Origin of the sequence: Flagellimonas myxillae (assembly GCF_023502235.1) — a bacterium.
GTDB lineage: Bacteria > Bacteroidota > Bacteroidia > Flavobacteriales > Flavobacteriaceae > Flagellimonas > Flagellimonas myxillae.
This window is the reverse complement of record NZ_JAMFLY010000001.1, coordinates 459,988-474,842: the sequence shown is the minus strand read 5'-3', so window position 1 is coordinate 474,842 and position 14,855 is coordinate 459,988. Positions and strand designations below refer to the sequence as shown.

The 14,855-nt window shown below is 43.2% G+C and carries 16 protein-coding genes; 6 read left to right on the top strand and 10 right to left on the bottom strand.

The genetic code is table 11. From position 1 onward, the window contains the following. Positions 1-9 precede the first annotated feature (9 nt). A complete protein-coding gene (locus tag M3P07_RS02295; RefSeq protein ID WP_249969433.1) occupies positions 10-972 on the top strand; it encodes a glycosyltransferase family 2 protein in 963 nt (320 codons plus the stop codon). Next, the gene (locus M3P07_RS02290; protein ID WP_249968278.1) at positions 953-1,825 is read left to right on the top strand and encodes a lysylphosphatidylglycerol synthase transmembrane domain-containing protein; all 873 of its coding nucleotides are present in this window, start codon (positions 953-955) and stop codon (positions 1,823-1,825) included. Before M3P07_RS02295 ends, M3P07_RS02290 begins: the two co-directional genes overlap by 20 nt. Here M3P07_RS02290 and M3P07_RS02285 read toward each other — a convergent pair. The 6 genes from M3P07_RS02285 to mazG all read right to left on the bottom strand — a co-directional run bounded on the left by M3P07_RS02285 (position 1,822) and on the right by mazG (position 8,167). Continuing rightward, positions 1,822-3,480, bottom strand: coding sequence for an ArnT family glycosyltransferase (locus M3P07_RS02285; protein ID WP_249968277.1), 1,659 nt, complete (start codon positions 3,478-3,480; stop codon positions 1,822-1,824). The two genes, M3P07_RS02290 and M3P07_RS02285, sit on opposite strands and share 4 nt — an antisense overlap. Further along, positions 3,477-4,046 carry a phosphatase PAP2 family protein gene (locus M3P07_RS02280; RefSeq protein WP_249968276.1) on the bottom strand — a complete coding sequence of 190 codons (570 nt, stop codon included), beginning with the start codon at positions 4,044-4,046 and terminating at the stop codon, positions 3,477-3,479. The genes M3P07_RS02285 and M3P07_RS02280 overlap by 4 nt, the downstream gene beginning before the upstream one ends. A 2-nt stretch (positions 4,047-4,048) precedes the next feature. After that, positions 4,049-4,276 carry a hypothetical protein gene (locus M3P07_RS02275; protein WP_249968275.1) on the bottom strand — a complete coding sequence of 76 codons (228 nt, stop codon included), beginning with the start codon at positions 4,274-4,276 and terminating at the stop codon, positions 4,049-4,051. A 30-nt stretch (positions 4,277-4,306) separates the two neighbouring features. Next, positions 4,307-5,677: an MATE family efflux transporter gene (locus M3P07_RS02270; protein WP_249968274.1), complete on the bottom strand. Its 1,371-nt coding sequence runs from the start codon at positions 5,675-5,677 to the stop codon at positions 4,307-4,309. Positions 5,678-5,747: 70 nt separating this feature from the next. Next, positions 5,748-7,325 carry a sulfatase family protein gene (locus M3P07_RS02265; protein ID WP_249968273.1) on the bottom strand — a complete coding sequence of 526 codons (1,578 nt, stop codon included), beginning with the start codon at positions 7,323-7,325 and terminating at the stop codon, positions 5,748-5,750. 68 nt (positions 7,326-7,393) lie between these two features. Next, entirely contained in the window at positions 7,394-8,167 is a 774-nt protein-coding gene (mazG, locus tag M3P07_RS02260) for a nucleoside triphosphate pyrophosphohydrolase (protein ID WP_249968272.1), read from the bottom strand. Positions 8,168-8,271: 104 nt separating this feature from the next. Between mazG and M3P07_RS02255 the strand changes: the two genes are divergently transcribed. Both M3P07_RS02255 and M3P07_RS02250 read left to right on the top strand, forming a co-directional pair. Next, positions 8,272-8,943 (top strand): SGNH/GDSL hydrolase family protein, encoded by a 672-nt coding sequence (locus M3P07_RS02255; protein ID WP_249968271.1) that lies wholly within the window; start codon positions 8,272-8,274, stop codon positions 8,941-8,943. Between the two features lie 2 nt (positions 8,944-8,945). Beyond that, on the top strand, positions 8,946-10,529 hold the full coding sequence (locus M3P07_RS02250; RefSeq protein ID WP_249968270.1) for a family 20 glycosylhydrolase: 1,584 nt from the start codon (positions 8,946-8,948) through the stop codon (positions 10,527-10,529). On the opposite strand, the gene M3P07_RS02245 is transcribed toward M3P07_RS02250, so the two are convergent. From M3P07_RS02245 to ruvX, 3 genes are read right to left on the bottom strand one after another with little or no spacing between them, the layout of a single operon-like run. After that, on the bottom strand, positions 10,530-10,964 hold the full coding sequence (locus M3P07_RS02245; protein WP_249968269.1) for a DUF5606 family protein: 435 nt from the start codon (positions 10,962-10,964) through the stop codon (positions 10,530-10,532). A gap of 52 nt (positions 10,965-11,016) precedes the next feature. Then, positions 11,017-11,607, bottom strand: coding sequence for a peptide deformylase (gene def, locus M3P07_RS02240; protein WP_249968268.1), 591 nt, complete (start codon positions 11,605-11,607; stop codon positions 11,017-11,019). A 3-nt stretch (positions 11,608-11,610) separates the two neighbouring features. Then, the gene (ruvX, locus tag M3P07_RS02235; RefSeq protein WP_249968267.1) at positions 11,611-12,021 is read right to left on the bottom strand and encodes a Holliday junction resolvase RuvX; all 411 of its coding nucleotides are present in this window, start codon (positions 12,019-12,021) and stop codon (positions 11,611-11,613) included. Between the two features lie 99 nt (positions 12,022-12,120). On the opposite strand from ruvX, the gene M3P07_RS02230 reads away from it, so the two are divergent. Beyond that, positions 12,121-12,936, top strand: a complete 816-nt coding sequence (locus M3P07_RS02230) for a 2,3,4,5-tetrahydropyridine-2,6-dicarboxylate N-succinyltransferase (protein WP_249968266.1) — start codon at positions 12,121-12,123, stop codon at positions 12,934-12,936. A 263-nt stretch (positions 12,937-13,199) separates the two neighbouring features. Then, positions 13,200-14,003, top strand: a complete 804-nt coding sequence (locus M3P07_RS02225; RefSeq protein ID WP_249968265.1) for a glycosyltransferase family 2 protein — start codon at positions 13,200-13,202, stop codon at positions 14,001-14,003. Here M3P07_RS02225 and M3P07_RS02220 read toward each other — a convergent pair. Continuing rightward, positions 13,985-14,818 carry a glycosyltransferase family 2 protein gene (locus M3P07_RS02220; protein WP_249968264.1) on the bottom strand — a complete coding sequence of 278 codons (834 nt, stop codon included), beginning with the start codon at positions 14,816-14,818 and terminating at the stop codon, positions 13,985-13,987. The two genes, M3P07_RS02225 and M3P07_RS02220, sit on opposite strands and share 19 nt — an antisense overlap. Positions 14,819-14,855 lie beyond the last annotated feature (37 nt).

Below are 14,855 nucleotides of genomic sequence, written 5' to 3'. Positions count from 1 at the left end.
AGCCATCACATGAGCATTGTCACCAATTCCTTTCTCTCTGTTGTTGTTCCATTGTACAACGAGGAGGATAATGTGGTCCTCTTGACCGAAAAAATCCATGAAAGCCTTGAAGGATACAACTATCAGATTGTTTATGTGGATGATTTTTCCAAGGACAAGACCCGCAAGGTGGTCAAGGACATGGATGACACAAAAGTGCACCTCATAGAGCTGAAGAAGAACTACGGTCAAAGTTTGGCATTAGCGGCAGGTATCGATTATGCTGAAGGGGAATATATCATTACCATGGATGGGGACCTTCAAAATGACCCCTCCGACATTCCTGCGATGTTGCAGGAAGCCGTTACCGGCGAGTACGATGTAATCACAGGCATACGGCAGAAGCGAAAGGATTCGCTCGTTAAGAAAATCCCCTCGAAAATTGCCAATTTCTTGGTGCGAAGGGTCACCAAGCTCAACATAAAGGACAATGGTTGTGCCTTAAAGGTTTTCACCAAGGATATCGCCAAAGGGCTGAACCTGTATGGAGAGATGCACCGTTTTATAACGCTATTGGCCCATTTGGAGGGTGCACAGATCAAGCAGGTTCCCGTTAAACATCATGCCCGGCATGCGGGGGTATCCAAATACGGGCTTGAGCGGGTTTTTAAGGTGGTCGCCGATATGATGCTCCTCCTTTTTATCCGAAAATATTTTCAACGCCCTATCCACCTTTTCGGGATTTTCGGGGTGCTTCTGATTATTCTAGGGGTGTTCATCAATATGTATCTACTTGTTGTAAAACTTGGTTTTGGGGAAGACATTGGCAGTAGGCCGTTGTTGATTTTTGGTATGATGTTCATCTTGGGGGGTATTCAATTGTTTACCATCGGAATTGTTATGGAGCTTTTGATACGTACCTACTATGAATCCCAACAAAAAAGGCCATACCGCATCAAAAAAATTAGCATAGGTGACGGAAAAGCTGCGTAAAAAACTAATTACCGTCCTAAAGATTTTGGTCAGTGCGGCCTTGATCTATTTTATTTTCACGAAAATTAATTTTGACGATGTGGTCCGTGCCTTAAAGGGCAGTAAGCCTTTTTATTTGGTGCTCGGTATTCTTTTGGTTGTCCTTTCCAAGGTACTCGCAGCCTTTAGACTCAACTTGTACTTTCGTCAAATTGGGGTAAAGATTACCCAACTAAGTAATCTAAAATTGTACTTACTGGGGATGTTTTACAACCTGTTCCTTCCCGGTGGGATTGGTGGCGATGCCTATAAGGGCTATGTGATCCAGAAAAAATACCAGACCGGCACCAAAAAGGTGGTGGGGGTTCTTCTCCTTGACAGATTGAGCGGAATGCTGCTCATATTCTCGTACGGTTGCATCCTGGCTCTTTTGTTGCCTCAGGGCCAATTTCAAAAAGTGGCATGGTTGGTTGTCTTGGCCATTCCCTTGGCTGTGTTCACTTATTGGTTGTTGAACAAAAAGCTATTTAGCTATGCATTGCCTGTTTTTTGGAAGTCCTTAGGGTATTCATCCTTGGTACAGGGTACGCAATTGATCTGTATCCTGTGCATTTTAAAATCGCTTTCGATCAGTTGGGACGTAATCGCATATCTATTTGTTTTCTTGGTCTCATCCATTGTCTCTGTAATTCCCTTGACCATTGGGGGAATTGGAAGCAGGGAGGTAACTTTCTTGTATGGTGCTAAATGGTTGGAGTTGGACGCTGGCACATCCGTTGGTGTCAGTTTTATCTTCTTCCTGATCACCGCCTTGATTTCCCTGTTTGGGATAGTCTATCACTTTAAAAAGCCCAAGTTGGAAACGCTCTCCTAATCCAATTGGATCAAGTGCATCTTATTGAGTTTCTTGCCTCGGGTATTGGGGTTTAAAAATTTAAACTGCAGCCTGGTAATTCGGAATTGGTCGACCGTTATCTTTTCGTGCCAGTGGTAACCTGCATTCACCAGTTTTTCCAGTTCCTTTTCATTGGCGTAGACCCAAATCCCCTTTTTGTCCTCCAAATCCTTAATGCCTAGAATTTTCACGGGATGTTGGTTGTAAAAATCCAGAGCCCAGGTGTGTCTCTTGGATATCTTATAGATTTCATCCACCGGGATTTCCTCTTTTGCAACAATTTCGGCCATGGTCGATCCCGCTTGAAATTTCAATAATTCAGGATAAAAATGCATATTGAGCACGGCATTTAGCAAAAGGGAACTATAGACAGATAAAGTGATTATTCGAATATAGTAAGCCTCCCTCTTTAAACAGAAATAGGTGATTACAGCCAAAAGCCCGATCAGAAGCACATAGCAATAGATCTTTTCAAACTTGAAGACATAGAAGCAAATGAGCAGGGTTCCAATAAAGACCAAGCTCAAAATAAAATACTGGACTCCCAACAAAGTTTTTATAATACTTTGTTTCTCCTCTTTGTACAATTTGTGCAAATAGGACGCGGATAAAATGGCGTACAAGGGAATCAGTATGTTTATGTAGTGTGGTAACTTAAACTGGGCCAAACTTATCAGGAAGAACAAAATGGTAATTCCGCCCAAGGTTAGAAATTCAAACTTGGGATTATAGGCAAAACGCATTTTCCAGAAAAGTTTCACTCTGCACCAATAGGCTATGAGTGCAAGCACTGTCCAAGGCAGAAACACCCAAAGAAAGGTGTGGAAAAAGAAAAAGAAATCGCTACTATTTTTGCCAATGCCCTGTCCGCTCATCCGCTCAAAACTTTGTTCCCAAAGAATGAAGAAAATCCCACTTCGACTGTCCCGACCTCGAATCACTTTTTCTGGATGCAAGTCAAACTGCAAGTAGTACGCATAAAGCATGGGGGCAATGGTGATACCAAAAACCAGCAGGGCCAACAATACCTTCCAACTCCATAACCGGTTCCACTTACGGGTATAGGCCAAATGGCATAAAACAGCTACCCCAATTACCACCAACGCGATCTGTCCTTTGGTGGAAAACGCCAATCCTGCCCCAAAAGCACCCAAAAGAAGATTGGACAGTGTATTTTTTTCGATGTACAGGGCCAACTGCCAAATTGCGAAAATTGCAAAGCCTGTAAGCACTGCATCCGTACGCACATCTATTCCGGAAAGCACAATGGTTTGGGCCGTTAAAAAAATGAGGGCCGAAATTTTACCAACGTCTTTGTTATAGAGCAATCTACCCAATCCAAAACAACTGTAAGCGCCCAAAAAAATGGCCAAGATTCCAGGAATGCGGTAAGCCCAATCGTGAATACCGAATAGTTTGTAAGACAGCGCCGCCAGCCAATAATGCATGTGAGGTTTGTCCAAGTATTCTTCGGTTCCCTTGATCAGGGTAAAAAAATCGTTTTCTTGGACCATTCGCATGGCCATTACAGCAAATTGCGCGGAATCGTTTTCAAACAGGGTCACAAAGAGGCCGGCAATGTAGACCACCACAACAAGGGCGAGCAAAAACCAATATCTAGCAGAAGATATCATGTACCCAATTTTTGGAACGCAAATATAACCAACTTGTAAAACACCCAACCGAAGAAGGCTCCAATGGAAGCTCCAGTTAACACATCCAATGGAAAGTGTACCCCAATGTAAATTCTACTATAGGCCACGATGCAGGCCCATACCAAAAGTACCCATCCAATCAGCCTAACCTTTCCTTTGAACAACAATGCAAAAAAGGTGGCAGGGGCGAAAGAATTGGCGGCGTGGGCCGAAAAATAACTGAACTTTCCACCACAATAACTCTTCACCAACCGCATTACCCCACTAACCTCTGGATCATGACAAGGTCTAAGCCTACCTATTCCATATTTAAAAAAATTGGACAATTGATCCGTGCAAGTAATCAGTAAGGCGACGGCCACCAATACCACAAGTGTTTTTTTGGCCCCAAAATTCTTGATCACCAGATAGAGCAGCAATGCATATAGCGGAATGGAATTCCTGGTCTTGGTCATGAACATCCAAAATCCGTCCCAGGTTTCGGTTCCCAAACTATTGAGAAACAAAAAGAGTTCTTGATCGAGGCGTACCAGTTCTTCTAGCATGTCTATTCGTTGTATCTAGAAACTTCCCGATCGTAAAAGGCAGTAGCGGCATTGATCAAATTTTCGGTCTCTGTAGCCAACTCCGCTTCATCTTCCCTTGAAAATTCTTCCAACCATTCCACTTCGTCGTTTTCAAGATTGATGACAAATCTTGGGAATTCGGTATGCACTATAAAAATTGAATTTGGGTAATCTGTGTTATCGCCCAAAAGAAATTTCGGTAACTCCATGTTAATGTTTTATACGCAGATTCAAAAGCGTCAATTGCTCTTTATCAGTTTTTTGGTCAGGTAGTTAAATCGAATATACAACATTACAGCCGATGCGGTTAAGCCCAATAAAAGCCCTAGCCAAATGCCCACACTTTTCAATTCTGAAAACAGTCCAAAGTAATAGGAAACCGGAAACCCGATTAGCCAATAGGCTATAAAGGTGATGAATGTTGGAACCTTTACATCTTGAAGTCCCCTCAAAGCACCCAACACCACCACTTGGATGCCATCTGAAATCTGGAAAAACGAGGCAACCAATAGCAATTTGGCAGCAATAATGATCACTTCCGTATTGTCCATCTGGTTTACTACATCATCCACATCCAAATAAATAGTAGGTAACCAATGTCTACCAATCAAAAACAAGGCAGCAAAAACCACTTCTAAAAGTAAGGTCAAGAAAAAGATGGACTGTGCTATCCTTCGCAACTCCCTAAAACTCCTTAGGCCTTTTTGATTGCCGACCCGTACCATAGCGGCAACACTGAGTCCCATTCCCACCATAAAGGTCATACTACTCAAGTTCAGAGCTATCTGATTGGCTGCCTGGGCATTTTTTCCCAGCACCCCGCTCAACCAAATGGCTGCGGTGAATATGGCCACTTCAAAAAACATTTGTAGCGCCGATGGAAAGCCTAGGCCAATGATCTTGTCCATAATCTTTCTTTCGATGGACTTAAAATTGAAACCTGTCACATAGAATTGGAACTTCTCCTTTCGTTTCAACAAAAACCAGATATAGCCCACCATGATAAACCGTGAGGTCAGGGTTCCAATAGCCGCGCCCACTATCCCTAATTTTGGAAATCCGAAGGAACCAAAGATCAATAGGTAATTGATCACAATATTGATAACATTGGCTAATACCGTTGCATACATGGGATATTTGGTCTGGGAAAGGCCTTCAGAAAACTGCTTAAACGCTTGGAACATGATTAGCGGCACCAAGGAAAATGCCACCAGCTCCAAATACGGTATGGCCAGTTCCACAACCTCCTCTGGTTGCTTCATATAATGAAGGAAGGGTTTGCACAGTAGGATGATACCGAAAAGCGAGATTCCCAGAAGGGTACAAAGTACCAATCCATGTTTTAGGGCACTCTTCCCAGCTACCTTGTCCCCTGCCCCGTCGGCTTCTGCAACAAGAGGGGTAATGGCAGTGGAAAAACCAATCCCCAGAGACATGGCAATAAACACAAAACTGTTGCCCAAGGAAACGGCCGCCAACTCTGCAGTACCCAGTTGCCCCACCATAATGTTATCGGCAAAGGCAACAAAGGTATGCCCCAGCATCCCCAGGATTACGGGGTATGCCAGTTTTAAATTGTAAGCAAACTCTTTGGTATAGTTAGAGAGCAATTGAGTTGGTTTAGCCTGCCAAAGATACTGCTTCCGGCAAGCTTAACCGAACCATTTTTGGTTTAAATGCTTACTCAAATTCAGAACTCAGGATATCCTGCATCACTGGGTAATCCATGTCCATATCTCCATATTTTTCCCGCTCTTTTAGCAGTTCTTTTTTCATCTCGGCAATGGTAGAGGCATACTTTTCGTCCGCAATTGCATTTCTAAGTTCTTTTGGGTCTTCTTCCAAATCGTAAAACTCCCATTGCGGTTCGGTGGTGTTGGGCGAAGTTCCAAATCTACCAAGTGGTTGACCGTAAAAAAGTGCCAATTTGTACCGGTCGTTTCTAATTCCAAAGTGGGCCGGTCTATGTGGATGGTGCAACCAGTAACGATAGTACATTTGCTTTCGCCATCCCTTCTTGGGTTTGCCCTCTAAAATTTCACGGAAACTCTCTCCTTGCATATAGTCCGGTTTTTCAATCCCGGCATAATCGGCCATCAATGGGGCAAAATCGATATTGAGAATGATATCGTCTATGCGTTGTCCGCCTTTTATCTTCTTGGGATATCGGATTACGAAGGGCATGCGCAGGGATTCCTCGTAAATAAGGCGCTTATCGAAAAAGCCGTGCTCTCCCAAAAAATATCCTTGGTCTGCCGTATAGACCACTATGGTATTGTCGGCAATCCCTTCGGCCTCCAACCAGTCCAGTAATTTTCCAATGTTATCGTCGATAGCGGCACCGCAGCGCATAAAATCCTTGACCAGTTTTTGATAGATCTTTTTGCGTTTCTGAATGCTGTCCAATCCGTCCAAAGGATAGGGTAATCCCGGATAACTTGTCCAAAACTCATCGGGATTCTTGGTGGCTTCCTCCCAACGGGCGGCCAAGCGTTCCAAAATTTGGCCTCCAAAGGTTCTTCCTGTGGTTTCTTTTCCAAAATCCATAAGCGATTCCGGTTCTGGAATTTCCTCATCCTGATATAGGTGTGCAAAGCGCTCAGGATATTCGAAAGGCTCATGCGTTGCCTTAAAATTGCAGAACATGAGAAAGGGTTTGGTCGTATCCCTTTTTTCCAAATGGGAAATGGTCAAATCGGTGATTACGTCGGTAGAGAATCCTTCGTGAATAGTCCCCTGTGAGCTGTCGTATCCGTCCACCCAATCCTCGTCAGTTTTCATGATCGGGTTCCAATAAAGCCCTTGTCCGGGCAACACATTAAAATAATCAAAGCCCTCGGGTTTTCCCACCAAATGCCATTTTCCGATAACCGCGGTTTGATACCCCACTTCCGAGAGTGTTTTGGCGATATTGGGATGCCCCTTGGGCAACGGTTCACTTAAGGTATACACTTGATTCACATGGCTGTACTGCCCTGTAAGTATGCTTCCTCGACTCGGTGTACATATGGAATTGGTACAAAAAGCATTGTTCAACAAGGCTCCTTCTTGTGCCAACCGATTTAGATTTTCATTCTTGACATAGTCCTGAAGGATTCCCCCATAAAGCCCCCATGACTGTGATGTATGGTCATCGGAGAGAATAAATAGGATATTGGGTTGCTCCACTTCCTCTTGTTCCGTCTTTGGAGCGCATGAAGCGAGTAGTATCAACCCTACATACAACAGGTAATTTTTTGGTCTGGCAAATGGATTCATTTTTCAATGTTTGGTTTGAAGTGCTATAAAACTATTGAAAAATGTGGACTAAAAACAGCTAAATCCTATTATACCTGTTTCGCCTCTTCCCAGAACACGTCCATTTCGGCAAGGGTCATTTCCTTTAGGGTCTTGCCCGAAGCCTTGGCTTTTTGCTCCAAATACTGGAACCTTTTTATGAATTTTTTGTTGGTACGTTCCAAGGCGTTTTCTGGATTAATGTCCAAAAAGCGGGCGTAATTGACCATGGAAAATAGTACATCCCCAAATTCTGATTCAATCCGATCTGGATTGCCCTGAACCAATTCGTCCTGAAGTTCGGCAAGTTCTTCCTTCAGCTTTTCAAAAACCTGTTCGGGCTGCTCCCAGTCGAAGCCCACGCCTGCCACTTTTTCCTGGATTCTATTTGCTTTTACCAGGGCGGGCAGGCTATTGGGAACACCTTCAAGAACACTTTTCTTTCCTTCCTGCAGTTTGATGTTTTCCCAGTTTTGCTTTACTTCTTCCTCGTCCTTCACTTTAACATCCCCATAAATATGTGGATGCCTGTTGATGAGCTTTTCAGAAATACCATTGGCTACATCAGCGATATCAAAATCCTTTGTTTCGGAGCCGATTTTGGCATAGAAAAAAATGTGCAGCAAAAGATCGCCCAATTCCTTTTTCACTTCTTCCAGATCATTGTCCAAAATCGCGTCTCCCAATTCGTAGGTCTCCTCAATGGTCAAGTGCCTCAGGGTCTTCATGGTCTGTTTTTTATCCCAGGGGCATTCTGCCCTAAGTTCGTCCATGATGGTAAGCAGTCTATCAATGGCCTTTAGCTGCTCAGATCTTGCATTCATCTATAAAATTTTATCTAAAAGTACAAAGACCTTACTTTTAGGCAGACTGGTTTTTAGGTAATTTTGGGCTACTTTAAATTATTTATCAACAAGTTCAGGTTATCATGAAGCTCCAAATGAAATTTCTCTCTGTCCTAACCCTTGGTTTACTGTTCTTCACTACTGCTTTGGGACAAGAGACACTACCTTTTTCGGATGAGGTAAAAAAGATTCAGCAAACTACAAAAGAAGCTTGGGATAGCACCAAAGCAACCATAGTATTTACAGGTAGTTCGAGCATTAGAATGTGGAACAACATGCAACAACGTTTTCCAGAAACACAGATATTGAACACCGGTTTTGGGGGATCACAATCCTCGGATTTGGAACATTTTTTGGACGAATTGATCTTGGATTACCAACCTACCCAGGTTTTTATCTACGAGGGGGATAATGATATCAATGCCAAAAAGAGTCCTAGAAACATCATTGGTACCCTAGAGGATATTTTGGAAGTACTCCAGACCCATACACCAGAAATCGATATTGTGCTCATCTCTGCCAAACCCAGCATTGCCAGATGGCATTTAAAGCGCAAATACATGCGTTTCAACAAAAGACTTCGAAAGTTGGCTTCCCAAACACCGGGGGTTAGATACGCTGATGTTTGGAGCATTATGCTTGCTAAAAGAAAACTTAAGCGGGACCTTTTCATTTCAGATGGGCTCCACATGAACACCAAAGGTTACGACCTTTGGCACGAGGTAATAAAAAATTATATAAACCATACATTATAGATATGATCTCACGTGTTGTTTTGGTTTTTGTGGCCATAATCAGTTTGGTCGCCTGCCAACCCAAAAAGAAAGAAATCAATTTTCCAAAAACGGACCTGACCCAAGTGGCCCTGATTCCGAAACCGCTAAAGACCATTGCAACAAACAGTGCTTTTGCCTTGGATGGGGAAACAGCGATTTATACGAGTACCACAGACGCAAATTTTGAAGCTGTGGGCCAGTTCTTGTCCCAAAAAATAAAAAAGAAAACGGGATTGGACCTAGGGGTAAACCCTACCGATGGCGATACTCCAGTGGAGCGGGTGGTGTACATTAACCAATCGGATAGCGAGGAGTTAAGCACTCCAGAGTCCTACCAGCTTTACGTAAAAAAGGATTCCATTTTCCTCAATGCCAAAACCGCAGCGGGCGCCTTTCGAGGAATCCAGACGCTGAGACAACTTATTCCAGAGCAGACCAACGATACCCTTACGGACCACCCATTGTGGTTGATCCCTACGGGAAAAGTTCTGGACGAACCCAGATATGGGTATCGCGCCTCCATGTTGGACGTGGCCCGGCACTTTTTTACGGTTGATGAGGTCAAGAAATATTTGGATATACTGGCGTACTACAAGTTCAATGCGCTGCACTTACACCTTTCCGACGACCAAGGATGGCGAATAGAAATCAAATCCTGGCCAAAACTTACCGAAGTCGGTGGTGCTTCCGAAGTAGGCGGGGGTGAAGGAGGATTTTACACCCAAGAAGATTACAAAGAACTCGTAGCTTATGCCGCGGAGCGTCATATTATCATTATACCTGAAATCGACATGCCCGGACATACCAATGCCGCCTCGCTAAGTTATCCCTTCCTTCACGCTGGTGGAAAAGCGGATAAACCCAGAGTGAGAACAGATATGTTGGTTGGATATAGCTCCTTCCACACCCGAAAAGATACCGTTTATGCATTCTTGGACGACGTAATCCGGGAAATTGCGGCCATTACCCCTGGCCCTTATTTCCATATTGGTGGCGATGAAAGTCATGTGACCAAAAAGAAGGATTATATCCACTTTGTGGAAAAGGTTGAAAAAATTGTTCACAAGCACGGGAAGCAAGCTATTGGATGGAACGAAATTGCGCAAGCCAAAATAAGTCCATCCAGTGTGGTCCAACTCTGGAACGACGAACCACATGATGCTATCAATGCGGCAAAGAATGGATCTAAGATCATTGTTTCCTCAGCGAAAAAAATGTACCTCGACATGAAATATGATTCCATCTCGGAGTACGGATTGACCTGGGCTGGGATGATTCCTGTGGATGTTGGATACAACTGGGATCCAAAGACCTATATTAAAGATCTACCTGAGGAAAGTGTATTGGGCATTGAGGCCCCACTTTGGTCCGAAACCATTAGCAACAGCGCCGAACTTGAGTATTTGGCATTCCCAAGGGTTATCGGATATGCAGAATTGGGTTGGTCCAGAGCGGAAAACAGGGATTGGGAGGACTATAAGGTACGTCTTGCCAAGCAGGTTCCCTACATGAAACGAATGGACATTAAATATTATCCAACCAAATTGGTGGATTGGGGAGAGTGATTATTCCTCTTCGGAAGCGGCGGTATCGGCTTCTGCTTCCTTAGCCTCGGTAAAGTCGGTGATTTTGTTATCCAGCAAGAGGTTGTACCACTGAATTATTTTTTTGATGTCGCTGGCATACACTCTGTCCTCATCGTAATTGGGTAGAACCTCGAAGAAATACTCTTCCAAGGCAATTTTTTCAGCCTTGTGGCTTATCGCGGTTTTTTTACCGTTTTCCTTTTCCTTGATTTTTTGGAAGACTTCCTTTAACGGAACTTCTTCCTCCAAGGTGTATATGGCAATCTCGGAAAGCACACTTACGTTGTTGCGCATCCCCACGGTAACCCGCTTTCCATCCAGGAGCGATTCGCCCACAAATCCAGAACGGGTCTGTGTCAAAAGTTTGTAAAGTCCAGGTTTTCCTGCTATTGATAAAATCTTGTCCAGTGCCATATTTTGGTTTTATGCGCGCAAAATTATGCTTTTATAGCAAACAGCATTTTTTTTAACGTCCTTTTTTGATGTTCGGGAACCTCATTTTGTAGTCCACGTTGATTTTTCCTTTGGATATTTTATCCAGTCTGTTTTTAAGAAGTCGTTTTTTGAGGGATGAAAGCTTATCGGTGAACAGTACGCCCTCGATATGATCATACTCATGCTGGATGACCCTTGCCAAAAGTCCATCATAGATCTCGGTTTGGGGTTTAAAATCCTCATCAACATAGCTAATACGTAGCTGGGGTTTACGCTTTACATCTTCCCGAATGTCCGGTATGCTCAGGCAGCCTTCATTAAAATCCCATTCTTCCCCGGTTTCCTCTTCAATTTTTGCATTGATAAAGACCTTTTTAAAGCCCTTTAAGGCCTCTTGCTCCTCTGGTCCCAAATCCTCATCATCCGCAAATGGGGAAGTATCGACCAAAAACATACGGATTGGTAAACCAATCTGGGGGGCGGCAAGGCCAACCCCATGGGCATTGTACATGGTCTCCCACATGTTCGCGATCAAATCGGTTAGTTTGGGATAATCCGAGTCGATATCTTTGGCTACTTTACGCAAAACGGGATCCCCGTAGGCTACAATAGGTAAAATCATAAACTAAAATCTGTTTAGATAGGCCTGTAAAATAAGGGTCGCACTTATTTCATCGACCAAGGCTTTATCTTGGCGTTTTTTCTTTTTCATTCCGCTCTGGAGCATCGACTGTTTTGCCATTTTAGAGGTAAACCGCTCATCCTGTCTTTCCACTGGAATGGATGGAAAACGGCCAGTCAACTTCTTCAGAAACTCTTGGATCAGCACTTCGGATTCTGATGGACTATTGTCCATTTGCTTGGGAAGCCCTATCACAAACCTTTCCACGGATTCCTTTTCGAGATATTCAGATAGAAAATCAATCAACTCGTTGGTTTCCACAGTAGTAAGTCCAGAGGCTATAAGCTGAAGCTCGTCCGTGACCGCAATGCCGGTTCGAACCTTCCCATAATCCAAAGCCAAAATTCTCGCCAATTCTAAATTTTTGGCAAAAATAACCCTAAAAATGTTATGCGATTAAAATAAGGGCGATTATTCTCATGAGGCCATTATCTTTGTCAAAATTTGAAAAATATGACACAGCTTAGAGCATTGATTGAAGCCGCTTGGGACAACAGGGAATTGCTAAAGGAAGAGGGCACCCAAAATGCCATCAGGGAAGTGATCAATCTTATAGATCTGGGCCAATTGCGCTGTGCCGAACCCAGTAATGACGGTTGGCAAATCAATGAATGGGTAAAAAAAGCTGTAGTCCTGTATTTCCCTATCCAGAAAATGGAGGTTCTGGAGGCAGGAATCTTTGAATATCACGACAAAATCCCCTTAAAAAGAGGCTACCAGGAAAAAGGTGTCCGGGTGGTACCCCATGCCGTGGCCAGACATGGAGCTTATATTTCGTCGGGTACCATATTAATGCCCAGCTATGTAAATATTGGTGCCTATGTTGATGAAGGAACCATGGTAGATACTTGGGCCACCGTGGGCAGTTGCGCACAAATTGGCAAGAATGTCCATTTAAGTGGAGGAGTTGGAATTGGCGGGGTCCTAGAACCCTTGCAGGCCGCCCCAGTGATTATTGAAGACAATGCCTTTATCGGCTCCAGGTGTATCGTTGTTGAAGGGGTCCGGGTTGAAAGAGAAGCCGTTCTTGGTGCCAATGTGGTACTTACCGCTTCTACAAAAATTATTGATGTTACTGGAGAGGAACCCATTGAGCTCAAGGGAAGGGTTCCTGCCCGATCCGTGGTAATTCCGGGGAGTTATACCAAAAAATTTGCTGCTGGGGAATTTCAAGTTCCTTGCGCCCTGATTATTGGGAAAAGAAAGGAAAGTACTGACAAAAAAACTTCCTTGAATAATGCACTTAGGGAGCATGATGTATCCGTTTAAGTCCATATTTTTAGGTCATTTGCTGTCTTTTTCTGTCCTGTTAATATAAATAACCTCAAGGGTGACATCTTTTTTTCATTGAAGTAAGCAACCTATTGTAGTTTTGTCATCTACTTCATACAAAACCACCTACATTGTTAAAATTTTATAGAGGAATTGAAGGATTTCGTAAATCCGCTAGGTGTAAGAAAATTACACTTTAAAACAATTTTCTCGTTATTATTTTGTTATAGTTTTGTAATCACCAAACCTCGTACCAATATATGGCTGGATCTTTAACCCCAAAGCAAAAGCTATCCGCACTTGTCATCACTTACAATGAAATTGGATATATAGAGCGATGCTTAAAGTCAGTTGCATTCGCTGATGAAATCCTTGTGGTGGATTCATATAGTACGGATGGCACCTACGAATACCTTCAAAATCATCCCAAAGTGAAGGTAATCCAACATCCTTTTGAAAACTTTACCGCACAAAAGTCGTTTGCCCTAAAACAAGCCTCCAATGATTGGATTCTTTTCTTGGATGCCGATGAAGTGGTGGGTGAAAAACTTCAAAGGGAGATTATTTCGACAATCAATGACCCTAAGGCCTGTGAAGCCTATTGGTTCTATCGCATATTCATGTTCCAAAATACACGTCTGAACTTCAGTGGGTGGCAAACGGACAAAAATCACCGACTCTTTAGAAAAAGTAAGGCCAAGTTCACCGACAAGAAATTGGTTCACGAAGCGCTCGAAGTGGATGGAAAATCTTGCATTCTAAAAGAAAGGTTGACGCACTATTGCTACAAGAACTATGAGGATTACAAGGGCAAGATGCTACGATATGGCCAACTTAAGGCAAAGGAAGCATTCTACAAGGAAAAGCAGTTCAATTACTTTTTATTGGTCTTTAGGCCCCTTTGGAAATTCTTCAACCATTTTGTGATTCGATTGGGATTCTTGGATGGCAAACGGGGCGTTATTGTTTCCTACCTCAACGCATTGGGCGTATTGGAACGTTATAGGGAACTCAAAAGATTGGAGAAAAAAAATAAGCTTACTTACTATTTGGTAATGCCGTGATGGCTCCAAACTAATTTTTTGGTTCTTGTCTCTCTCCTGATAGCCTTATTTTTGGCTATGGATTCCGGAGTTTTATACCCTCTTTTATGATCTAGGTGAACGCATACGGCGCTGTAGCGCAATTGTTTCGATTTAATTCCAAAATTGAACAAGCGTTCTCCCAACTCACGGTCTTGCCCCCCATATTGCATGCGCTCGTCAAAACCATTGATATTGAGTATGTCCTGTTTCCATCCGGACGAATTGTGACCGTTCCAACTGGCATTTGTTGGTGTAATGGTATTCAACAATTTGGATATAAATCCACTTGCCGTTAATTTGTTGTTCTTAAAGGTTTTTGGAATACCCTTGTCCTTCAACCAATTGATATTAAAGCAATTTTGCTGCTCAATGTCCTCCAAAGTGATCATCTTGGAGATATTCATGGGCAGCATATAGTACCCCCCGGAAATAAAGAAGCCCGATTCCTTGTTGATGTAGTGCACCTCCACAAAATCCTCCCTGGGGATGCAGTCGCCATCTGTCATAATTATATAATCGGCCCTGCAGGCCTCTACTGCCTTATTGAGGATTCTGGATTTCTGAAAACCATCGTCTTCCTGCCAAACGTGAACAATGGGATAAAAGACCTCTTTGGACAAATCTTCCAACAACTGCTTGGTCTTTGGACCCGAACCATCATCGGCCACCACCACTTCAAAGCGTTTGAAAATCTGGCAATTAAACCCCCATAACACCTTTTTTAACCACTCTTCGGAATTATAGGTGCTTACAATGACGGATATTTTAGGTATGTCCTTTTCACTTTGGTTCATCTGGCAAAAATATAAAAGTCTTTATGTATATCTTTGG